Annotated in this window: 20 protein-coding genes; 5 read left to right on the top strand and 15 right to left on the bottom strand. The window is 27.4% G+C overall.

What is annotated here, in order from left to right:
• Positions 1-2: 2 nt before the first annotated feature.
• The 3 genes from C4S77_RS01345 to pepE all read right to left on the bottom strand — a co-directional run bounded on the left by C4S77_RS01345 (position 3) and on the right by pepE (position 3013).
• Complete coding sequence (locus tag C4S77_RS01345; protein ID WP_105245495.1) at positions 3-971, bottom strand: type I phosphomannose isomerase catalytic subunit; 969 nt, start codon at positions 969-971, stop codon at positions 3-5.
• A 51-nt stretch (positions 972-1022) separates the two neighbouring features.
• Positions 1023-2219, bottom strand: coding sequence for a DUF6080 domain-containing protein (locus C4S77_RS13110; RefSeq protein ID WP_260209321.1), 1197 nt, complete (start codon positions 2217-2219; stop codon positions 1023-1025).
• A gap of 83 nt (positions 2220-2302) precedes the next feature.
• Positions 2303-3013 (bottom strand): dipeptidase PepE, encoded by a 711-nt coding sequence (pepE, locus tag C4S77_RS01335; protein ID WP_105245491.1) that lies wholly within the window; start codon positions 3011-3013, stop codon positions 2303-2305.
• 89 nt (positions 3014-3102) lie between these two features.
• On the opposite strand from pepE, the gene C4S77_RS01330 reads away from it, so the two are divergent.
• Positions 3103-3726: a hypothetical protein gene (locus C4S77_RS01330; RefSeq protein WP_105245489.1), complete on the top strand. Its 624-nt coding sequence runs from the start codon at positions 3103-3105 to the stop codon at positions 3724-3726.
• A 117-nt stretch (positions 3727-3843) separates the two neighbouring features.
• A complete protein-coding gene (locus C4S77_RS01325; protein WP_105245487.1) occupies positions 3844-4644 on the top strand; it encodes a patatin-like phospholipase family protein in 801 nt (266 codons plus the stop codon).
• Here C4S77_RS01325 and C4S77_RS01320 read toward each other — a convergent pair whose 3' ends face one another.
• A complete protein-coding gene (locus tag C4S77_RS01320) occupies positions 4645-5406 on the bottom strand; it encodes a Kdo domain containing protein (RefSeq protein ID WP_105245486.1) in 762 nt (253 codons plus the stop codon).
• Between the two features lie 158 nt (positions 5407-5564).
• On the opposite strand from C4S77_RS01320, the gene porW reads away from it, so the two are divergent.
• The gene (porW, locus tag C4S77_RS01315) at positions 5565-8069 is read left to right on the top strand and encodes a type IX secretion system periplasmic lipoprotein PorW/SprE (RefSeq protein WP_105245484.1); all 2505 of its coding nucleotides are present in this window, start codon (positions 5565-5567) and stop codon (positions 8067-8069) included.
• A 253-nt stretch (positions 8070-8322) separates the two neighbouring features.
• On the opposite strand, the gene aspS is transcribed toward porW, so the two are convergent.
• From aspS to C4S77_RS01290, 5 genes are all read right to left on the bottom strand, one after another.
• Entirely contained in the window at positions 8323-10074 is a 1752-nt protein-coding gene (gene aspS, locus C4S77_RS01310; RefSeq protein WP_105245482.1) for an aspartate--tRNA ligase, read from the bottom strand.
• Between the two features lie 71 nt (positions 10075-10145).
• The gene (locus C4S77_RS01305) at positions 10146-11045 is read right to left on the bottom strand and encodes a CorA family divalent cation transporter (protein ID WP_105245480.1); all 900 of its coding nucleotides are present in this window, start codon (positions 11043-11045) and stop codon (positions 10146-10148) included.
• A 47-nt stretch (positions 11046-11092) separates the two neighbouring features.
• A complete protein-coding gene (locus tag C4S77_RS01300) occupies positions 11093-12736 on the bottom strand; it encodes a glycosyltransferase family 39 protein (protein WP_105245478.1) in 1644 nt (547 codons plus the stop codon).
• Positions 12726-13388, bottom strand: coding sequence for a lipid-A-disaccharide synthase N-terminal domain-containing protein (locus C4S77_RS01295; RefSeq protein WP_317045863.1), 663 nt, complete (start codon positions 13386-13388; stop codon positions 12726-12728). The genes C4S77_RS01300 and C4S77_RS01295 overlap by 11 nt, the downstream gene beginning before the upstream one ends.
• A complete protein-coding gene (locus tag C4S77_RS01290) occupies positions 13385-14101 on the bottom strand; it encodes a glycosyltransferase (protein ID WP_105245476.1) in 717 nt (238 codons plus the stop codon). Before C4S77_RS01290 ends, C4S77_RS01295 begins: the two co-directional genes overlap by 4 nt.
• Before the next feature lie 145 nt (positions 14102-14246).
• On the opposite strand from C4S77_RS01290, the gene mdh reads away from it, so the two are divergent.
• A complete protein-coding gene (mdh, locus tag C4S77_RS01285) occupies positions 14247-15185 on the top strand; it encodes a malate dehydrogenase (RefSeq protein WP_105245474.1) in 939 nt (312 codons plus the stop codon).
• A 300-nt stretch (positions 15186-15485) separates the two neighbouring features.
• On the top strand, positions 15486-16766 hold the full coding sequence (locus tag C4S77_RS01280; RefSeq protein ID WP_105245472.1) for a UDP-N-acetylmuramoyl-tripeptide--D-alanyl-D-alanine ligase: 1281 nt from the start codon (positions 15486-15488) through the stop codon (positions 16764-16766).
• Positions 16767-17005: 239 nt separating this feature from the next.
• On the opposite strand, the gene C4S77_RS13290 is transcribed toward C4S77_RS01280, so the two are convergent.
• The 6 genes from C4S77_RS13290 to C4S77_RS01250 form a co-directional block, all read right to left on the bottom strand.
• A complete protein-coding gene (locus C4S77_RS13290; RefSeq protein ID WP_260209282.1) occupies positions 17006-17746 on the bottom strand; it encodes a VOC family protein in 741 nt (246 codons plus the stop codon).
• Positions 17747-18184: 438 nt separating this feature from the next.
• On the bottom strand, positions 18185-18937 hold the full coding sequence (locus tag C4S77_RS01270) for a helix-turn-helix domain-containing protein (RefSeq protein ID WP_105245470.1): 753 nt from the start codon (positions 18935-18937) through the stop codon (positions 18185-18187).
• A gap of 307 nt (positions 18938-19244) precedes the next feature.
• Positions 19245-19769 (bottom strand): OmpH family outer membrane protein, encoded by a 525-nt coding sequence (locus tag C4S77_RS01265; protein ID WP_105245468.1) that lies wholly within the window; start codon positions 19767-19769, stop codon positions 19245-19247.
• 39 nt (positions 19770-19808) lie between these two features.
• The gene (locus tag C4S77_RS01260; protein WP_105245467.1) at positions 19809-20828 is read right to left on the bottom strand and encodes an OmpH family outer membrane protein; all 1020 of its coding nucleotides are present in this window, start codon (positions 20826-20828) and stop codon (positions 19809-19811) included.
• 92 nt (positions 20829-20920) lie between these two features.
• Positions 20921-23506 carry an outer membrane protein assembly factor BamA gene (gene bamA, locus C4S77_RS01255; protein WP_105245465.1) on the bottom strand — a complete coding sequence of 862 codons (2586 nt, stop codon included), beginning with the start codon at positions 23504-23506 and terminating at the stop codon, positions 20921-20923.
• 14 nt (positions 23507-23520) lie between these two features.
• Complete coding sequence (locus tag C4S77_RS01250; protein ID WP_105194509.1) at positions 23521-24261, bottom strand: isoprenyl transferase; 741 nt, start codon at positions 24259-24261, stop codon at positions 23521-23523.
• Positions 24262-24268 lie beyond the last annotated feature (7 nt).

Genomic DNA, 24268 nt, shown 5'->3' with positions numbered 1-24268 from the left:
ATTTATTCGATATGAACTTCTAATAATTTTGTATGAGTATGTGAGATAATTTCAATATTTTTTAAAATAGCAGGAATTAATAAACTCTGACCCTTATATATTTGTACTATTGATGTATTACTTAAAATATTACACTCTCCTTCCAAACATATTAAAATTCTAAAAGATTGAGGTAAATCTTCTAATTTTTGATTTTTTGCAGAAATATTATAACGGGTTGTTGTAAAATAAGGGGAATTTACCAATAAAGTATTTTCTTCTTTTTTGTTATAAATCACATTCGGATTTTCAATATAAGAAAAATCGGCTACATCCATGGCTTGTTGGGTATGTAATTTGCGAGGCTCTCCATTTATATCTATTCGGTTGTAATCATATATTCGATAAGTAATATCTGAGGTTTGTTGAATCTCAGCCAATGTAATTCCTTTTCCCATTGCATGAACCCTTCCTGAAGGTATATAAAAAACATCATCTTTTTCAGGATGTATTTTTCTAAGAATATTTTCTACGTTTCCGTTTTTTATACTTTTTGCATATAATTCTTTGTTTATCCCTTTTTCAAACCCTATAATAATTTCAGCATCTTTTTCGGCATCTAAAATATACCACATTTCAGTTTTCCCAAAAGAATTATGATGTTTTTGGGCATAATCATCATTAGGATGTACTTGAACAGAAAGCGGTTGATCTGCATCTAAAAATTTAATCAAAAGTGGAAATTGATCTCCATATTTTTGATAAACTTGAGTGCCCAATAATTCTTCTTTATATTTAAAAACTAAATCCTGTAAATTTGTTCCTTTGTATTTTCCGTTAGCTACTAGGCTAATATATCCTGGGACTGTTGAAATTTCCCAACTTTCACCTATTTTACTTTCTGTAATATTTTTTCCGAAATATTTTAATTTATTTCCTCCCCATATTCTATAATGGAAAGTTGGTTCAAACAATAATGGATATAATGACATTTTTTTTATGAATATTAAGAGAATACAAAAATACTATTTTAGAGATAGATTTTAGATTTTATAATATTTATTTACAAAATTTATAAATTCTGATAATCTAAATAAATTGTTTATAATTAAATATAAAGTTAACAATCCTAAAAATATAAATAACATTTTGTAAATTTTTTTGTTATTTCTCAGAGCATAAAATAACCAACCAAGTAATAGAGGAACTACAAATACCCAATGTCCACCATAAATAAAAGAGACCCATAAACCAAACTTCATAAAACCATGAATGATGATATCAATTAAAAAAGAAAATCCAAGAATATAAAGAAGTTTGTTTTTCCTATTTGCAATCAAAGAGCCTATCATAAATAAAAAAATAGATAGGCAGAATATATATTGTAAAGGTTGATCATATATATGATAATATAAAGCTTTGTATTGAATTTTAAAAAACCTAAGATTTTTTTCAATAAAAGAGGGAAAAAGCATATTTCCACCAAAGAAATAAGAAGTAATCATATTCCACCAGGTTTCACCTTTAGGATTGGAAAACTTTTCATATTGCGTTGCGGATTTTGATAAAATTTTCATATAATCCCAATCTCTTCTCCATAGATATAATAATACAAAAATCACAATAGAAAAAAGAGTTTTTAATGCAGCTGTTAAAAATTCTTTAAGATTAAATTTTTTATTTTCAAAGAATAGAGGGATATAGGTTTTCGGAAGGTTTGTAATAGTTTCTCCTCCTATAAAAATGCCCATGATTGTATTAAAAATAAGCGGGATTTTTTTTTGCCTATTTATAAATAGTGCTGAGATATAAGTGTAAAATGATAGTAAAAATATTGAAAAAGTGTAGGTCTCCGGAGTGAAAGATAATAAAATATTTGTAGAAAAAAAGGTGTAAAAAATTATAATTAAATATGTTGTTTTTGTTTTTAGGTTTATAATATTTGTAAGGTACTTATATACAAATACAATACCTAATGATACGTTTACAGCGCAAAAAACAGTAAAAATTACATTAAAAAAGCCCAAATTATTATTTATATGGTAAAACCAATTTGCTAAATTGAAAATGGGCATAATGAAATAATAAGAAAAAGGATGTTTTTCAATCATTCCACCTGAGAGGATAATTGATCTGTTATCAAAACTGAAATAAATATCCCAAGGTATTTTTTCATTATAAATAATGGTACTAAAGAATGAAAAATATATACCTAAAGGAATATATAAAATTAAAAGCATTAAAAAGATAATTCCCTCATTACGTGTAGAGGGAAATAGTATTTTTATAAATTTCAAAAAACAGTTTTTAATATTTATATATTTCATTTAACAAATAAAAAATCAAAACTGTCTGAGGAACATAATTCTTTTGGTTTTTCACCATACTTAAAAATCCTTGCAAATTTATTTCCTAAAAGTTGTAACTTATTATTTTCATATTTTAATATTGAACCCTCTCTCAAACCAACAACAAATATTTGGTGATTTTCTTTTATAAATTCTTCAATTCTTTGTTCACGTGTTTCTCCACCATGTCCTGTAGGGTTATCATCTAAATAATGAGGGTTAATTTGAAAAGGAATCAAATTCAACGTATTAAAACCATTAGGATACAATATAGGCATATCATTAGTTGTTTTTAAAGTAGGACAAGCAACATTTGAACCGGCACTCCAACCAATGTAAGGAGTCCCAGATTTCACTTTTTCTTTAATACAATCCATCAATTGATATTCATTTAATAATTTAGTTAATTTCCAAGTATTTCCTCCGCCTATGACGATTACACTTGCTTTATTAATAGAATCAACCGGATTGTTGTAGTGATGTATTCCCTTTACCTGTAATCCTATTTTTTTCCAAGCCGTATTTACTTTTTCTTCATATTCATCATAAGAAAATGTTACGGCAGCATAAGGTATAAATATGATATTTGAGGTATCACCATCTAAAAATTCTTTAACTGATTTTTTTGAATAACCTAAATAATCTTCCCCTACATTTGTAGAATTACTTAGTAATAGAAGTTTCATTCTTATATTTGTTTTTTAATTTAATAATTAACAAAGTTATGATTTAATTAACTTATAGTCTTTTATTAGATGTCTAATTTTACTTAACAATGACAGAATTAAGATCTATTATAAAAAAACTGACCGGTAGCCCTACAGGAAAAGCAGCAGGAATTAAGCTATCCGAGTTGGAAATGACGGAACTTAGATTAGGATATACCTTACCTGAAATCCTAAAAGAACTCTATTTACTTGCGGGTAAAAATTATATGCTGATGGAATCTTTTCATCGTTTTGCTTTACCTAGCCAGTTGGAATGTGTTGATGGAAAAATTATATTTTTAGAAGAAAATCAGGAATTATGTTATTGGGGATTTGCTGTTGGTGAAGAAAATCCCTCTGTATTTCAGTTAACTGGAGATGATGAAGTGTATGAAGAAAAACTTAAGTTAGACGATTTTATAAAACTTATTCTTTATTACCAATGCGCACAGAGTGGATATGAATATTGTGGAATGGCAAATATTACTAACGAAGATCTAGAAATTTTTTCTCATACAGAATGGGAAGAAGTAATCCATTATAATGGATTACAGATTTATTGGAAAAAAGATTGCCTTCTTTGGTATTTTTACAAAAAAGATTATGAAGTAAATGATTATATATATTTTTCAGCGCGTACGTTGGAAGTATATCAACAACATATTATAAAATACAATTTAGAAGAAATTTGATCAAAATTTTGTTATAATAAAAAATAATTTTTTGAATATAATAATAAAAGCATTTTTATAAATTGTATTTAGATATTTAGTATAAATAAAATCTTAATTTTTAATAAGATAATTTTTATGAATTCTGATATGAAAAAATATAAATTAGGAATAGTTCTAAGTGGGGGAGGATCTAAAGGATTTGCTCATTTAGGTGTGTTGCAGGCTCTGATTGATAGAGGAATTATTCCGGATGTAATTGCAGGAACAAGTGCAGGTGCTTTTGCAGGAGCTCTTTTTGCTGATGGAAATGAACCTAATCAGATGCTTACTTTATTTAAAGAAAAATCATTTACAGAATTTGCTCAGTTTTCTATTCCTAAAGGAGGTGTATTTAAAAGTGCACCTTTTAAAACATTTCTTGAAAAAAATTTAAAAGCTAGAACTTTTGAAGATTTAAAAATACCCCTTAATATTGTTACAACCAATATTGAAAATGGAAAGATAAAAGTTTTTAATTCGGGACCTTTAATTCCATGTATTATTGCATCATGTTCTGTACCGATTATATTTCAGCCTGTAGAGATTGATAAAAACTATTATGTTGACGGTGGACTTCTAAAAAAATTTCCTGTTTCAGTGATACGGGAATTTTGTGAAATAATAATAGGTGTTAATGTTTGTCCAACCACATCTATAAAATATAAGAATACACTTTCATATATTGCAGAGCGATCTTTCCATTATATGTCAAATGCTAATATGCTACAGGACAAAAAGCTTTGTGATTATCTTATAGAGTCTGATATTCCATCTAAATATGGTATGTTTGATCTTAAACATGTAAAAGAAATATTTGATAAAGGAGATAAAATTGCTTTTGATTTCCTTCAAAAACATGAGAAAAAATTGAAAAAAGATTTTCCTTCCTTTAAGTAGTTAATTGCGGGAAAATATAGTTTTCAAAAATTTTTTAAATTTTGCTTTTGACCTGATTTTCCTATTAAATTCTTTTTGATAATGGTATATTTTTTCTTGTACTTCTTTTAATTTATATCCGGATACTTTTGAGTATTCATTTATAAATATATCTAAATAAGGTTGTTCCTTAATGTTGTTTGATAAACTTTTCATTTTTATATCAAAGGATAAGTTTTTATGAAATTTCATTCGGTTTAAATCGACTAAATACATTTCATAACAATTTCCTTTTCTTATTACCAATGTATTTCCGGGTGTATTATCCTTTATATATATTCCTTTTTCATGTACTTGATATGAAAACTGAGCATAAGCCTTTATGCAAGATTCAGCATCAGCTTGTTCATAAACTTCTCTTATAGTAAAATCATAAGGAGTATACTGAGAAATATAATAGCTGGAAGTAATTCCAATACAGTCAGAATTTTCTATATAGGCTATTGGTTCAGGATTTAAAATTCCTAATTGTAATAATTTTTCACCATGTTCAAAAGAACGTTTTGCTTTAGATTTTCTAAAATATTTATAAACAATTTTATTTATTAAATGAGGCTTTTTAAAAGATTTAACAGCTATAAAATTTTCATGAAAAGGTATTTTTTTAATAATATTCCTTTCAGGATTTCCTAATATATGTGTATAATCATCAAAATTTTTTATGATTTCTGAAATAAGGTTTTTATCTTTTATATATTTATTCGATACTACAAATTTTTGCATTAATAACTCATTTACAAATCCAATTTATTTAAATAATTAAAAGTATTCCAGAATGGAATGATAGTAGAACGTTAAAAGAGAATTATCCACTATTTTGAAACAACAAATATAATATATTTTCGTTTTTTAATTAGTTTTGTTATAATTTTAAATTCTAAATGAAAAAAATTAGTTATACTCTACTTATAGTAACTCTGTTTTTAGCCTGTTCTACTAAAAAAAACGGAATTACCCATCGTACATATCATCGGTTAACTTCCTGGTACAATACTGCTTTTAATGGACAAGAAACATTGAAAAAAAATTTAAAAGATAAAGAACAAAGTTATATAGATAATTATGCTACTCTTTTAAAGGTAGAACCTATAGATCCTTTTGATAAAACTGATGAATTTTATATGGAGGAAATTTTAGATATACCGGGTAATAAATTTAGAAGTACAACGAAAAATGTATTAAGTAATTTAAGTAATTTAGATGAGCAAGGTGCGGTAAATTCAATAAAAGGTGCATTAAGTGGAGCTTTAGGAGGAGGTAAAGATAATCAGTCAAAAGCAGAAGGATTAAACAGAGTGATTCAAAAAGGAAAAAAAGCCGTAGAAAGTCATTCTATGTTAATAAAAGGGAAAGAATATAATTCTATGCTAAGTGATGTCTATTTATTATTGGGAAAAGCATATTATTATAAAAATGATCCTTTTGAGGCATTGAATTATCTTAATTATATGAATGCTACCTTAGTGAAAAATAGAAGGGTTAATGAAGCTAAAATTTATATAGCCCTAGCTCAGGCACAGGCAGGCAATTCCTTTCAGGCCGGTGAAATATATGAAGAGTTAGCAAAAATCAAATTATCTAAAAAAGATAGAAAACTATATAGTAGATCCTTTTCACAATTTCTAATTGATGAAAAAAAATATGAGGAAGCTATAGAAGCATTAAATGATGCAAAAAAATATAATAAGGGAAAAAATAATAGAGGGAGATATTGCTTTATCCAAGGGCAATTATTTGAAAAATTAAATTCAAAAGATAAAGCAATTGAATATTATCAAAAAGCATATGATAAAAAACCATCTGCTGAATTGGAAATTAAATCGCAGATAGCTTTAGCCCGACTTTTTACAGGAGATTCCATAGCTTATTTCAATAAAATACGATTTTTAAAAAAACTATTTAATAAGGGTTTGTATCAATCCAGGAAAAATGAATTATACTACGCAATGGCTTTGGTTTCATTAAATACAAAAAAAGAAAAAGAAGCTTTTACTTATCTCAAGCAATCTATAAAAGAAAATGAAAGTGACCCTCAAACAAGAGCATTAGCTTATCAAGCTATAGGAGATATTTATTTTTCTAAGCCTGATTATATCAATGCGGGGGCGTATTATGATAGTGCTGTGGCAAAATTTACAGATGTAGGAATGAAAAATAAATTATTGACCAAAAATAAATCTTTACATGAATTAATAAAAAAATATTATTTAGTTAAAAAAAATGATAGTATTTTGTCTATAGTAAAAATGAATACAGAACAGAGAAATGAATATTTTCAAAAATATATAGATAAAATAAAAACAGAAGAAAACAAAAAAAAGGCTGAGTTAGAAAAGATTTCAAAAAGTGAAAATAACACTTTATTTGTTACCGAAACTCTTATTGATAATTCGGATTTTACACAATCACCAGAAAAAAATAATGGAGGGAAATGGTATTTTTATAATAATAATATAAAAAATAAAGGGCAATCAGATTTTATAAGATTATGGGGAAATAGAACCTTAGTAGATAATTGGAGAAGGGGTAGTGGAATATCCGGAACCAATGATGTGAAAAATGATTTATTAGCGATTGGAGAAAATAAAAATCCAAGAAGATTTGATGTGAACTATTATATTGAACAAATTCCCAATAATCAAGCTGTAATAGATACCATAAAAATACAAAGAGATACAGCAGAGTTATCATTAGGAATTATTTATCAAGACAAATTTTATGATCTTAAATCTGCAACTTCAACTTTAGAACATTTATTATCAACACCTCCTTATGATCAGTCGGTTACTATGGCAGCAATGTATAATTTATATAAATTTAATAAGGATAAAAATCCAGAAACAGCAAAAAAATATGCAGATTTGGTGTTGTTAAAATATCCTGATTCTAAATATGCTGAGAGTATTTTAAATCCTAGTGTTGATGTTTTTAAATCGAGATCTTCCGATGCAGTAATATTTTATGAACTTGCATATAAAAAATATGAAGAGAGAAACTATAAAGAAGTAAAGAGTATGGCTTCTCAGGCATTAGAAAAATATCCAACGGATGAGATAATTCCAAAATTCACTCTTTTATCGGTATTTTGTGATGCAAGGTTAAATAACAAAAAGGATTTTATGGATGGTTTGGAACGTGTTTCTATTCTTTTTGAAGATAAACCGGAAGGGAAAAAAGCGGCTGATTTACTTAAATTTTTTAATGAAAAAGAAAAAAAGAATGAAAATTCTAATACCCTAAATAAAGAGAGAAATAACGAAAATATCTCAACTCAAGACTTTTCAACTCAAGATATGGAAGATGATTCTTCAGATTTAGATTATGAAAAGGCAATACCTGATGATAAAGATTTAGAAAATGGACCGGGAATTATAAGAAAAAAATAAATCTAAATTAAAGAAATTAATAAACGCAGCAAAAACATGATTAATATCATGTATTATTATTTATAATTATTCTAAATAATGGTATATCTTTGTCAAAGATAAATGATAGGTGTTATGAAAATAATACTAAAAATCATTTTTTCATTTCTGTGTATTCACATAAATTGGTTTTATTTTTATTAGTTTGTAAAAAATCCTTGAAATTTATTTCAAGGATTTTATTTTTCAAATTATTACAGAACTATTTATTTATTCATTCTTTAATGATGTTTATTCCAAGTTCATCTAATTGTTTTTTACTAATAGGATAGGGGGCATCTATCATAACATCTCTTCCGGCATTATTTTTTGGAAAAGCAATATAATCACGAATTACTTCTTGACCTCCTAAAATTGCTGTAAATCGATCAAAGCCAAAAGCAATTCCTCCATGTGGTGGAGCTCCGTATTTAAATGCATTCATTAGAAATCCAAATTGAGCTTCTGCTTCTTCTTGTGTAAAGCCTAATAGGGAAAACATTTTTGCTTGTAAATCTTTGTCATGTATCCGTATGGAACCTCCTCCTATTTCATTGCCATTCAATACCATATCATAAGCATTAGCCCTAACTTTCCCCGGGTCGGTTTCTAAAAGTGGAATATCTTCAGGTTTTGGAGAGGTAAATGGGTGATGCATTGCTACATATCTATTTTCTTCCTCATCCCATTCTAAAAGTGGAAAATCAACTACCCAAAGAGGAGCAAATACGTCAGGATTTCGTAGTCCTAAACGTTCGGCAAGCTCCATTCTTAAAGCACTCAGTTGAGGTCTCACTTTCTGTGCTTCTCCTGATAAAATTAGGAGTAAATCTCCGATTTGTGCGTTAGATTTTTGAATAACTTTTTTTAATTTTTCTTCTGTATAAAATTTATCTATTGAGGATTTTATACTTTGATCTTTATTGTATTTTATATAAACTAAACCTCGAGCTCCCACTTGTGGTCTTTTTACCCATTCGGTTAGTTCATCTAATTGCTTTCGGGTATAATCAGCACAACCTTCTACTTTTATTCCTACTATAAGTTCAGCTTCATCAAATACTTTAAAACCACTTTTTTTAAGTTCTTCATTAAATTCAATAAATTCCATTCCAAACCTTATATCGGGCTTATCATTTCCATATTTGCGCATAGCCTCAGAATAGGTTATTCGTGGGAATTTATCTATTTTGTAATTTCTTAATTCTTTGAGTAAATGTTTGGCTAGACCTTCAAATGTGTCTAAAATATCTTCTTGTTCAATAAAAGACATTTCGCAATCTATTTGAGTAAATTCCGGTTGTCTGTCAGCACGTAAATCTTCATCTCTAAAACATTTTACAATCTGAAAATATTTGTCTAGTCCACCAATCATCAATAATTGTTTGAAACTTTGAGGGGATTGGGGAAGGGCATAGAATTGACCAGGGTTCATTCTTGAAGGAACTACAAAATCACGAGCCCCTTCTGGTGTAGATTTTATTAATACCGGGGTTTCTATCTCAAGAAAATCATGAGAAGATAAATAGTTTCTTACTAATTGAGCAACTTTACTTCTAAAAATAAGTTTGTCTTTTACCGGATTTCTTCTAATATCTAAATATCGGTATTTCATTCGTAATTCTTCGCCGCCATCAGTTTCATTTTCTATTACAAAAGGGGGTACTAGCGAGGTACTTAGAACAGTTAATTTCTCAACTAATATTTCTATATTACCAGTGGGTATATGTGGATTTTTACTTGTTCTTTCTATTACAGTTCCTGTTATTTGGATCACAAATTCTCGCCCTAATTTTTTTACTTGTTCTAAAATTTCTTTAGGGGTTCTTTGGTCATCAAATACCAATTGAGTAATTCCATATCTATCTCTTAAATCTACCCAGATTACAAATCCTTTATCTCGAATAGTTTGTACCCAACCACTAAGGATTACTTTTTGATTAATATTAGCTTCTGTAAGCTCTCCGCAAGTATTTGTTCTGTACATACAGTTTTATATTATTTTATTTTTCTTAATCTTATGCAAAAATATAGTATCTTTATTTAATTGTTGAATAATTACAACCATTTTTTTCTTTTAAGCCAATAATAAATAATCAATGTTATTATTAGCATGATAATTAATATTACAGGATATCCCCATGCTTTTTCAAGTTCAGGCATATATTTAAAATTCATTCCATATATACCGGCTATGAATGTTAATGGCATAAAAAATATGGAAAAAATAGTTAGAGTTTTCATTATGTCATTACTTTTAAGCGAAGCTAGAGATATGTAAAGATTTAGCAGATTATTGATATCTTCAATTACTTGTTCATATAACGTGGATAATTTTACTTGTAGATCTTTAACGTCCTGATGGGCTGGTTTTTCCTGTTTTGTAGGTTTTATAGAATTTATAACTTCATCTGTAAGTATGAGTAATTTCATGCATATATTGACTTTCCTTTTTAATAAGTACATATTTTGAAGGATATTACTTGAAGAATCAGGGGATTTTAAAAATACTTTATTTTCAAGATTTTCCACTTTACTTAAAATTTTCAATATTGAAGTATTGTATGTATATAAGGTATTCCAAATTATTTTAATAACAATACTGTTAACTGTATATATTTTTTCTGTTTTTATATATTTTTCTATAATTACTTCTAAAAAAGGAATTTCTATTCTATGTATGGTGATTAAAAGATGATCGTTATAAAATACAGCTATTTTATTTGTAAGGCTTTCAATATTAGTTTTTCTTTTAAGATTTTCATGTACTAATCTGACAATAAAGAAATTTATGGTATCCTGATTTTCAAATTTAGGCAAATGATTGGGTTCTAGGCTATCTGTCAACGTATAGTAATTCAGAGAATATTTGTTAGCAATTTTCTCCAGTTCTTTTGCATCAGGATTATATAAATCTATCCATTCATAGTTAGATTGTTTGAGTTCTTTAATTGCCATATTATTCTCCTTATATTATATTCGTAAAAATAAGGAAAAAAAGAGTTTTATTTTTTAGAAATAATTAAAAAATCTCTTTCTAACCTAGATTTATATCCTTTATTATTTGGAGGAACTATATTAAGATCTATATAAGATACTTTATTTACTTTATAGGAACGGTTTATTAATTTTATTAATTCGCTTGTATTTTCTGATTGACAAAGCAACCCCATTTTATTATTTTTTTTCAGAATGTTATCAATTTCTGATAAATCAATGGTAGGTATTTTTTTTCCATAATCCCAGACAATTTCTGGGGTCATGTTTTTAAAGTCATATAGATCCATTTTAGGATCCATATAATGTCTTAAATTTTTAGCTGATTTGTAATTTGGATTGTATAAAAAACTTTTAGCTAAAGGAAAGGCAAAAGACATAACTGAACATTGAAGCGCAATGATCCAATAAAAAACTTGGTTGAATTTTTTGTATAATAGAAAAAATAAAATACCAATTCCTATAAAAAATAAAATAAAAGATGAAATAATCATCCAACTTGTTTGGTTAATAATGTATTTTCTGAAAACAAAATAGAGAATTAGAGGATATAAAATGCCTATTGTACCCAGTAAACCAAAATTGAATATGGCCAAATATTGGTCTTTTTTTGAATGTAATTTTCTGAAATGGTTCCATAAATAATCAATATAAAACCCTGTATTGAGAGCTAAAGGAATGAGAGTAGGTAAAATGTATCTAACTTTTTTTTCAGGAATAATGCTTAATAAAATTAGGGAAAGTAAAGTCCATAAAAGAGTAAATTTATATAATTTAAGGTTAAATACTTTATTTTTCATGTAAGGATAAAGAAGAGCCAATAGGGCAGAGACAGCCCAAACCCCTGACTGTACGAAAAAACTCCAATAATAATAGATAGGACGTGAATTATATTCATTTGTCCAACGAGAAGTTTCTATTTTAGCCATTTTAGCTAAAGGATCAGGATCTGCCCAATGTATATATGCAGACCAAGACATACCTATTCCCAATCCTAAAAAGCAATATAATATTAAAGCCAGATTATATTTTTTTTCTCCTTTAAATTTATATTTATATATAACTCCATAAGCAATAAGAAAAGGGAGCAAAAGTGCATATAAAGAAACAGGACCTTTACTTAGTAATGAAAAAGCCAAGCATAAACCTCCCCATATAGCATTTTTTAGAGGGTATTTATTCTTTTTTAAAATACCCCATAAATAAAAGATAGAAATAATCATAAAACTGTGGCAATACATATCCCATTGATTATCTCTTCCAGCAAAATAAATATAAAAAGATGTTATAACTATTAGTCCGTTATGAAAGCTACTTTTATTTGAAAACCCAATTTTTATAGAAAAGATGTAAATGTATATAACTAATAATAATGTAATGCATACAACAGCCAAACGCAATACAAAAACAGAATCAAATCCGAAAAAAAAGCCTACTAAAGCTGTTATCCAAGTAGGTAATGGTGGCTTTTCATATCGAGGTTCTCCATTAAGGGTCGTTAAAAACCAATGGTTGTCCTGTACCATTTCACGTGCAGTAATAAAATTACGAGCTTCCATAATATTAACAGGAAGAATGCCTAAGTTAGGCACAAGCATAATTACAGTGACAATAAATAAGAAAAAAAGAGGTTTACTATTATTATACGACATGATTTTTCTTTAAAATGATAATATTTCTGGAATAAGCAATAATTCCCACTCCCTGACCTGCAATTAATACAGGATTTAATGTAATAATAGCATAGGTAAATATCATCAGTGATCCTGTTAAGCTCAATAACCAGAATCCCATAGGTAACTCAGATTTTTTAATTCTTTCCGAATAAATCCATTGATAAACAAAGCGCATTGTAAATAAAATTTGTCCAAAACTTCCCCAAATAATTAACCATACAGGATCTTGTTTAAATAATTTGTTAATATCAAAAGCATTATTAAATACCCCTAATCCTATTACAATTACAGGAAGAGAATAAATAAAATATCGTAATGTAATAGGATATTTTTCCCAAGCATTATGAAGTTGAATATTTCGTATATATATATAATAGGTAATCAATTGACCTAACATAATAGAAAAGTCATGCAATAAAAAACCATGTATAAACATAAATATAGAGGCCAATAAACTAACTTGCCAAAAAATAAGATCAGAGGTGACCTTTTTATTTTTCTCTGCTGATATCCATTGGATAATCATTCGACTGGAAAACAAAATTTGAGCAAAAAATCCCAAAGAAATTGCAATATATCTTATAAATTTATCACTCAAAAAAACTTCGTCTGCTAAGAAATTCATCATAATTTTTTCTCAGCAACTTTATAGTTAATATATTTCTTTTTCATCCATAAATAAGCAAAACAATCACTTAGAGGACCCAATAAACGATTCCATAAATGAAATTTAGATTTTCCAGCTATTCTTTCGAAATGTTGAACAGGGATTTGTTTTACTTTTCCGTTCTGTAATAAAATCATAGCTGGAAGAAATCTATGCAATCCTTTAAACATAGGAATTCTTTTTGCATATTCCGTATGAATTATTTTTAAAGGACAACCAGTATCATCCATTCCGTCATGAGTAAAAGCTCTGCGTATTCCATTGGCAATTTTAGAAGACATATTTTTAGTAAAACTGTCTTTACGATTTGATCTTACTCCTGTAACTAATTGGAATTCATCCGCATATTTTAATAAAATATTGAAATCCATTGGACTGGTTTGTAAATCGGCATCAATATAGCCTACCAGTTTAGTATCAGCAAAATCAAATCCGGCTTTTATAGCAGGACTTAATCCATAATTTTTATCAAATGAAATAAAAGTGAACCCCTGAGTTTCTTTGCAAATTTTTTTAATAATTAATAAACTATTGTCTTGGGAACCATCATTTACAAAAAGGACTTTAGATTTCTTTTTTGCTAACTTTAAAAAAGATTCCATTTCATTTTTTACTCTTTCGAGATTTTCTTCTTCATTAAAAACCGGTATAATTACCGTTAAGTCATATTCCATGTATAGTTTCAAAATTATTTTTTCAAATTTATAAAAAATTAGTAAATTGAAAGTTTTAAAATTACTATCTAAAAGATGACAAACGACATTTTTTATTAGTTAAGAAAAATCTACTTTTGAATAAAATTTATAAAAATAAGAAAATATGAAAGTAACTGTAGTAGGTGCAGGAGCTGTTGGGGCTACTTGTGCTGATAACATTGCAAGAAAAGAAATTGTTGACGAATTAGTTATCGTTGATATTAAAGAGGGTTTTGCAGAAGGGAAGGCTTTAGATATAACTCAGACCACATCTCTTTTAGGTTTTGATACTACTGTAACCGGAAGTACTAATGATTATTCTAAAACAGCAGGAACAAATGTAGCTGTTATTACTTCAGGAATTCCAAGAAAACCCGGAATGTCTCGTGAAGACTTAATTGGAACTAATGCAGGAATTGTTAAAGAAGTCGCTTCTAATATTTTAAAATATTCTCCAGATGCTATTTTAGTTATTATTTCCAACCCAATGGATACTATGACTTATTTAGCTCTTAAATCTTTAGGATTACCTAAAAACCGAGTTATTGGAATGGGAGGAGCATTAGATTCTTCACGTTTTAAAACTTATCTTTCTTTAGCCAGCGGTGCTTCACAAAATGATATTCAGGCAACTGTTATAGGAGGACATGGAGATACAACTATGATTCCTTTAACCCGATTTGCATCTTGCCAGGGGGTTCCGTTTTCTAAATTATTATCTGCAGATCAATTACAAAAAGTTGCTGCTGATACTATGGTAGGTGGAGCAACTTTAACTAAATTATTAGGAACTTCAGCTTGGTATGCTCCTGGAGCTGCAGGTGCTGCTGTGGTAGAATCTATTATAAGAGATGAGAAAAAAATAATACCTTGTTCTGTATTCCTTGAAGGAGAGTATGGAGAATCTGATATCTGTATCGGTGTTCCTGTAGTTTTAGGTAAAAATGGAGTTGAAAAAATTGTAGAATTAGAACTTAACGATGAGGAAAAATCTAAGTTTAAAGCTTCTGCAGATGCTGTAAGAAACATGAATAATGTATTACATGATATGAAAGTTTTATAGGAAATTCTTCAAAATATATCAAATTAAAAACAGCTTATTTATTCGTAAGCTGTTTTTTTATTTAAAATATATCAGAATTTTATAACAGTTTTAAGAGTTCTTATTTTATTTCAGATGGACTTTAAATTAATTATATTATTAGTTTTTCCTTTTAAATATAGCATAAAATTCAGAATATAACTTAATTTAAATGTTAATTATCTAAAAATAGAATAGCAATTTTTAATTCTATATTTTAATAAAAACTATTAAAAACACCTATATTTGTTTGTTTTAAAGCATATATATTTATATAGAAATATGACAATTGAAGAATTATACTCTGTTTATTTACAATCTACCGGAGTAATCACAGATACACGAAAAATAATAAAAGGAAATTTGTTTTTTGCCTTGAAAGGAGAGAATTTTAATGGAAATTTGTTTGCTTTACAGGCAATTCAAAATGGAGCTTTGGCGGCTGTGGTGGATGAGGAAGATTATTCTGATCCTGAAAGAGGGATTTTTTATTTTGAAAACAGTTTATTTACTTTACAAAATTTAGCCAGATATCATAGAAATCAATTGAATATACCTGTGATAGGACTTACAGGGAGCAATGGGAAAACTACCTCTAAAGAACTTATATCATCTGTCTTAAAAGAAAAATTTAAAGTTTTATATACACAAGGTAATCTTAATAATCATATAGGAGTTCCTTTAACTGTTCTTTCTATTAAACCGGAACATGAGATTGCTATTATAGAAATGGGCGCTAATCATCAGAAAGAAATAGAGTTATTGGTAGGGATTTCTCAACCTACTATAGGTTATATAACTAACTTTGGTAAAGCTCATTTAGAAGGATTTGGAGGTGAAGAAGGTGTAATAAAAGGAAAATCCGAATTATATACTTTTCTTAGAGAATTTAATAAAATAGCTTTAGTTAATTCGGATGATTATAAACAAATGGAACTTACCGAGAATATTGAAAGAATTACTTTTGGCTCTAAAGGATATTATAAGTTTTCTTTAGCCGTAAGTTACAATCATGGTATAAGTGTTGAATATGAAAAAACAATTATAAATTCTCAACTTACAGGAGAGTATAATTTTACGAATATTTGTGCGGCAATTTCTTTAGGTTTATTTTACGATCTTTCTATAAGTCAGATAAAATGTGGGATAGAGAGTTATAAACCTAAAAATCAAAGATCACAAATAGTAGAGAAGAATGGGATTACTCTTTTATTGGATACTTATAATGCAAATCCTAGTAGTATGGAAGTCTCATTAAAGAATTTTTCATCTTTTATAGGAAGTAAAACAATTATTATAGGAGATATGTTTGAATTAGGGAGAGAATCAGCTACAGAACATCAGAAAATAGTAGATTTGGCAGAAAGTTTAGGGTTTGAATTTATTTATTTAGTGGGTGAAAATTTTTATAAGACCAAGAATAATAGTTCTAATATAAAAAAATTTCGTTCTACAGAAGAAATAAAAAATTATGTAAAAACACATAAAATATCCACTCAAAATATATTATTAAAAGGATCAAGAGGTATGACTCTGGAAAAACTTATAGATTATATTATTTAATAAATATAATTATTTGCATTTATATATAAAAGATTGGGTTAAAAATACTAGTAAAACCGTTAATAATATTCTAGTTAATAAATACAAAATATTGAAAATTGTATAAGTAAAAAGTTATAGTATTGAAATTAATTTTTAAATACACATATATTTTTTCAGACATTAAAATTTATGATGTCTGAAAAAATATATGTGTTATATATAATTTTAAAAAGTAGATTATAATAATGTAAAGGTATTTATGAAGTATAATCAGTTAATCCGATTATATTATTTGAAGGGTCTATAAATTCAACAGCCCATCCTGTTTTAATTTTAAACGGTTCTGTCAAAAAAGTTACATCTTTATTTTTCAATTCTTTGTACATTGCATTGACATTCTCTACCTCTATCCATAATGAAGGTTTTGCATTGGGAAATTTTTGTTTATCTTTCAATATTATTGCAGGTTCTTCATCTCCAACTGAAAATGCTATCATTCCTTTTTCCTTAAATTCAAATTTTATTTTCAACCCTAAAGTTTCATCGTAAAATTTCTTACTTTTTTCATAATCATCAACCGGAAAAAAGAAATTATCATAATTGATCTTTTTTTTAGTATTTTCTGCTATTGTTAAAATAAACCCATTATTATCTCGAATAGCAAATTCTTCAATACCATACGAAGTTGTGTTCATTTCTTTTACTAAATATTCGGTCTTACAAATTTTATTGTATAATGCATTCTTATTATCCATTTTAATGTAAAAACTTATTGCAGACTGTAATGGTTTTCCATTCAATTCTGGGTATTCTTCTACCAGATTATTGTAATCTTGGAACATTAGACTAATATTTCCGTAAGTAACCATTGCCCAAATAACCTTATTTTCATCAGATACACTCATAATTTTTTTGAAACCTAATACCTGCGTATAGAAAATTACTGTTTCATTTACACTTTTAACCCCTATATTAGGAGATAATGATTGATATTCCATAAATTTATTGTTTAATTATTATATTATTTTAGTATGTTTATTGTAATCAGAGATTAGTTCTGATAGCTTATTCGTATAAGTTTATTCTAATTGGCTATGCTATTTTAAAAGATTAGCCAACCTAAGTCGTCTGATTATCTATTTATATTTTTTTAGTATTGACTATTGTAAACAACACTTATTATTTTAATCTAAATCATTAGTCTATTGCTTTTTTAATTTGTATTTTGGAATTTATAAAATACGCACATTCCGTTAAGAAAGCAAGTTATAAGGTATCGAACACTATAGAATATAGTATAATAATATATAAACTATTGTATGTATTGGTACAATGTAACTGATAAATCTTTTACTTTTATAAACATATCTGATTTTCAGCTAATTTAAAATAAAGTGAAGGTTAAACTTGTGTAAGAAAACGACAAATATTTATTTTTATAAATGTAAGGGAGTATTTCCTGTAAAAGTTTTAAAATCTTTAATCAGATGTGAATGATCATAATATCCACAATCAACTGCTATAGAAAATAAACTTTCAGTAGTATTTTTTTTTATATAAGATAGAGTATGTTTGAATTTTATAATTTTACTAAAGGTTTTAGGAGATATACCTACCGCTGTTTTAAATTTTCTTTCAAAATTTCGTAGAGAAAGACAACTTCTATTCGCAATATCAATAAGTGGAAGCCTACCATTTGTTTTTTTTATAAGTTCAGTTGCATAAACAATTTGATTGTTAAGCTCAAATATAGAAATCAATCTTTGATTCAAATATAGATCAATATGTTTTATTTTAGCTATAGAAGTTTCTAATTCAGGCAATTTAGCATAAAATTTTTCTTCAAATAAAGTGTCAATTAAAGTTAAATCTGTCTTGCTATCTGTAAAATAATTTATTGGAATTTTTGTAAATGCTGTAATTCCAGCAGGTTTAAAACGAATGCCTAACATAGATATATTTTGATAATAAGAAATTTCTGAGAAAGTTGTCATGGTTCCTATTAAATTAGGCAAATATGGAACTAATGCTCCATTATTGGGAATTTGGTTAAATGAAAAAATAATATCTACACATCCATCAGGAAATATTTTATCAATTTCTTTTGTCTTTGCATAACCTTCCGCTATCCAATAAGTTTCAATATAAGGTAATAAGGATATAGAAGGTTTATATTCTTTAAAAATCATTTATTATTTTTTATAAGTAAATATATATAAAATATTAGATGTTTTATGTCTGATTTTGAAATAGTATTTTTATGTAAAGGGAAATTTTTTTAATATAAAATTATTTATAATTAGTTTATGAGATAATTATTATGACTATATATATATAATCTGAATCCTTGAATATTAATTTAAATGTTTAATGAAAAGTCAGGAATAAACAAATAGAAGTTATTTGTATTCTTTTTATTATATAAAAAAAGGAATAATAGATAAAAAAAACCATCTATAAAATAGATGGTTTTTAATATTTAAAAAAAGGAATATTCTATTTAAGTCCTAATTTAGTTTTAACATCGTTTAAAATATTTGGTCCTTCCGCATATAAAAGTGTAGGTTGTGCAGTATCGAATATATAAATATATCCTTTTTCTTTAGCTACAGCATTAATGGCTTCTTGTGCTTTTTTTGTAATTGGAGCATACAAGTTATCTTGTTTTTGTTCTAATTCTTTAGCTGCAGTTTCTCTTAAGGCAGCTAAACTTTGCTGATCTTTTTGAAAATCTTCTTCGTATTTTTGAAGTTGGCTTTTCATTTTTTCTAAATCTGCTTGAGATTTAGATTGTAAATCTTTTTGGATTTTTTCATATTTAGCAGTAAAGTCTTCTTCTTGTTTTTTTATTTCTGATTTTTTTTGATCTGCTAAAGTTTTTAATTGGTCATCTGCTGCTTTTTTTTCCGGCATTAAACTTAATAATTCTAAAGAGTTTATATGAGCTATATTTTGTGCTTTTACAAACTGTAATACACTAATAAATGTAGTCAATAGTACTGCTAATGTAATTTTCTTCATTTTATTTCAATTTTTTAATATTACTTATTATTTTCAGTTTTATTTTTTAGGGGTATATTTACTTCCATAACCGGTCTTTGGCTTAGGAGTTTCTGTTGATTTAATTTCTTTGTCAGTTTCCAGATTTTTATTTTCTTCTTTTACTTCCGGTTTTTCAGTTTTCTTTTTAGGAGTATATTTACTTCCATAACCGGTTTTCGGTTTAGAAGGTTCTGTTGGTTGGATTTCCGAATCAGTTGCTTCAGAATTTTTATTTTCTTCTTTTACTTCCGGTTTTTCGGTTTTCTTTTTAGGAGTATATTTACTTCCATAACCGGTTTTCGGTTTAGAAGATTCTGTTGGTTGGTCTTCCGAATCAGGAGTTTCCGGATTTTTATTTTCTTCTTTTACTTCCGGTTTTTTGGTTTTCTTTTTAGGAGTATATTTACTTCCGTAACCGGTTTTAGGATTATTGTCTATTGACTCTTCCTCAATTTTATCATTATAATTATTAGAATTATTTACTTCTGAATTTTTAGAGGCTGTTTTTTCTTTTTTATCTTTATTTTTATCATTTATTCCTAACTGTTTGAGTACTTTATCTGTAATATCATATTTAGAATCAGTAAATATCATAATTAGATCCGATGATTTATCAAATACAATATTATATTTATCTTTAGCTGCAATTGTATTTATTGCATTCCAAATTTGATCTTGTAAGGGTTTAGCTAAATTGTAGCGTAAAGTTACAGATTCACCATTTGAACCAAATTTTTTATCAATAAATTCATTCAATAGCTTTTCAGTACTATCTATTGTAGCTAAACGGTTTTTTTGTTGATCTTCAGTTAATAGAATTTTTTCGTTTTCAAATGAAATTTTAAGTTTTTCAATTTGAGATTGTTGGTTAACAATATGATCTTGCCACTTTTTAACTTCACTGTTTAAACGTTGCTCTGAATTCTGAAATTGAGGTATTTGTTTTAGGATATATTGTGTATCTACATATGCCATTTTTTGTGCACACCCTAAACCAAAAATCAATATTAATATATAACTTATTAATAATTTTTTCATTTCGATTGTTTTAGTTTTACTCCAAAATCTTGCCAAATTTTAAAGTCTTTATGAATTTACAACATAATTTTCATTTTGTCATTCGTTTCATTTTAGAATTGTTGTCCAAATATAAAATGAGTTTCCCATCCATTAGGATTCGAAGAATTAATTGTATTATCAAACCCTTTTGCAAAATCAAATCCTAACATTCCGAACTGAGGCATAAATATTCTTATTCCAAACCCAGCAGATCTTTTTAATTGAAACGGATCAAATGATTTATTATTATTCCATGTATTTCCTCCTTCTACAAATGTTAATGCATAAATTTTGGTAGCTCCTCCCATTAATACAGGATATCTAAGTTCCATCATAAATCTAGCATAAGATGTTCCACCACCTAAAGGAGTAATATCTTCTCCACTACGACCTCCAAATGAAGTAGCGTCTTTATATCCTCTTAAAGGTATAATTTCTCTACCATCAAATCTATTTCCATATAATCCGGTACCCCCTAAATAAAAACGTTCAAATGGAGGAATTCCTATATTTGAATTATAGTCATTTAAAAATCCAAATTCACCCCCTGCTTTTAGTACAAATTTACCGACTAACTCTTGGTACCAGTAAGCTTTCATTTTGATTTTATAGTATTCTAACCATTTATATTTTTCATTATCGGTTTTTTTTCTGTAATCATCATTGTTGAAAGCTGAATATGGAGGTGTGAATTTTAATGATACTTCAAATTCTGATCCCATAGTTGGAAATATAGGATCTAATCCGGCAGAATATCTTCCTAAGGTTACATAAAAACTAAAGTTATTACTTTCTCCATTATTCCATTCGGTATATCCAGATTCAGAATTTTGATTTGCTATGTTAAATGGATAATTTTTAAAAGAATAAAGTTGATAATTAATACCATAAGATAAGCGGAAATAATTATCAGGCCAGTTTAAACGTGTTGTTAAACCCACCTGTGCTCCGTAAATGTATAATCTGTTTTTTCCTACTGCATAATAATCATTATAATTCAAGAAAGTTCCATAAATAGAGGCAGTCAAAGAAGTAGGTTTTTTTCCGGTAATCCATGGTTCTGTAAATGATATACTATAGTTTTGATAATTGCTTCCTGCTTGTGCTCGTAAAGAAACACTCTGTCCATCTCCCATAGGAATAGGTTTCCATGCTTTCTTTTTAAAGAAATCATTAAAAGAAAAATTACCAAATGTTAACCCTATAGTTCCTATAAATCTATTTCCACCATATCCTCCTTGTAATTCTACTTGACTATTAGAGCCTTTTTCTTCTAGTTTATAGTTTACATCTACGGTTTTTGTTTCTGCGTTAGGAGTAATATCTGGTCTAAGCGCTTGAGCTTCAAAATATCCCATTTGCGCTAATTCCATCATAGTCCTTTGAATATCCTCCTTTGAAAATAATTGACCCGGATATGTTCTTAATGATCTTTGTATTACGTGATCGTGTGTACGTGTATTTCCTGAAAAAGTTACTTTATCCCAATAAGCTTGTTCTCCTTCTTTTATTTTAACTTCAACATCTATAGTGTCGTTTCTTACAGCTTTTTCAATGGGAATAACACTAGAGAAGACGTATCCGTTATTATAATATAAAGTTGCTATATCATCATTTTTTTCTGATCCGGATATTTTTTTATTTAATCCTACGGCATCATAAGGTTCCCCTTTTTTATATCCGATAATTTTAGAAAGTATTTCACTTGAGTAAACAGAGTTTCCAGAAAAAGTAATATTCCCTAGATAATATCGCTTTCCTTCTGAAACATTTACTGATATATTAAAATTATTTTTATCGGTTCTTATTACTGTATCTGAAACAATTTTTGCATCTCTAAATCCATAAGATTGAAAGGTTTCTACTACTTTAGTTAAGTCCTCCTGATATTTTTCAGGGATATATTTAGATTTTTTCCAAAATCTGTAAACTCTTTTTTGCTTAGTATTTTTAAAAGAACGGGCTCTTACTTTTGACGCGTTTAATTCTTTTGTTCCTGAAATTTTAATAGATCTTACTTTAACTCTAGGTCCTTTATCTATTGTTATATTCCAATTAACTAAAGTAGAATCTACCGGATTAATTTGTTCTTTTATGATAGCATGTGCATCTGGAAAACCTTTATTTGCATATTGATTTCTTATGTTATTCTGCAATTTGGTTCTTAAATCATCTGTAATTTTACTTTTAGATTTCAATCCGTTTTCTTTGATAAGCTTTTCACCTTTAGATTTGCTTACACCGACAAACTTTACTGTTCCAAGATCCGGTAATGCTTTTAAATTAATTCTTAGGTAAACGTTTTTACCTTCTATTTTCGTTAAATAGATTTCTACATCTGAAAATAATTTAGAATCCCATAATTTTTTTACAGCTGTATTTATCTGCATACTAGGGATTTCTATTGGATCTCCTTCATATAGACCGGTATAACGCATAATCTGATTTTTAGAATATTTATCGGTTCCGGTAATTTTTATTTCTTTTAGTATGAATGAAGTATCATTAATATCGTTGGATGATTGGTTTGAATCTTCGTTTTTATTGGACAAGGAATTTTCAGCCAAAGAATCTTGAACTGCTTGGTTATTATCTGTAAACTGTGAATATAAGAATACTTGTGTTAAAATTGCAATTAGCGTTAATAATTTCTTCATAAATGTTTACAATACTATTTAATTTTTAACTGTTCACTTGTTTTTCCAAATCTTCTTTCTCTGGATTGATAAAACTTAATTGCATTTAAAAATTCTTCTTTATTAAAATCAGGCCATAAAATATCCGTAAAATATAATTCAGCATAAGCGATTTGCCAAAGTAAAAAATTACTGATTCTTCTTTCACCACTTGTTCTTATTAAAAGATCAACATCTGGAATATTTTGGGTATATAAATAATTACTAAACAAATTAGTATCTATTTGATTAATTTGTATTTGATTATTAATAACTTCAGATATAATTTTTTTAGTAGCAGCTAATATTTCTTCTTTAGAACTATAACTCAAGGCTAATATTAAGGTTCCTTTTTTATTATCTTTTGTATTTTCAATTAGTTTGTTAAGTTCTGTTAATACATTTTTTGGTAATTTTTCTGTATTACCTATTACTTTCACTCTAACACCATTTTCATTAAGTTTTTTAGTCTCCTTTTTTATAGTGTTAATTAACAGGTTCATTAGTACATTAACTTCTAAAGCCGGCCTCTTCCAATTTTCAGAAGAAAAAGTATAAAGTGTAAGATAAGGTATGTTATAATCATTACAAAATTCTATAGCTTCTCTTACTGCCTTAATTGCACTTTGGTGGCCAAAGGTACGATTCATTCCTCTTTTTTTTGCCCATCTTCCATTGCCATCCATAATAATAGCTACATGTTTCGGCATTTTTTCTAATGTATTATCTTCAGACATCGAAATT

The sequence above is a fragment of the Apibacter adventoris genome (genome assembly GCF_002964975.1).
In the GTDB taxonomy this organism is placed as follows: Bacteria; Bacteroidota; Bacteroidia; order Flavobacteriales; family Weeksellaceae; genus Apibacter; species Apibacter adventoris.
This window is presented reverse-complemented; position numbering and strand designations above follow the sequence as displayed.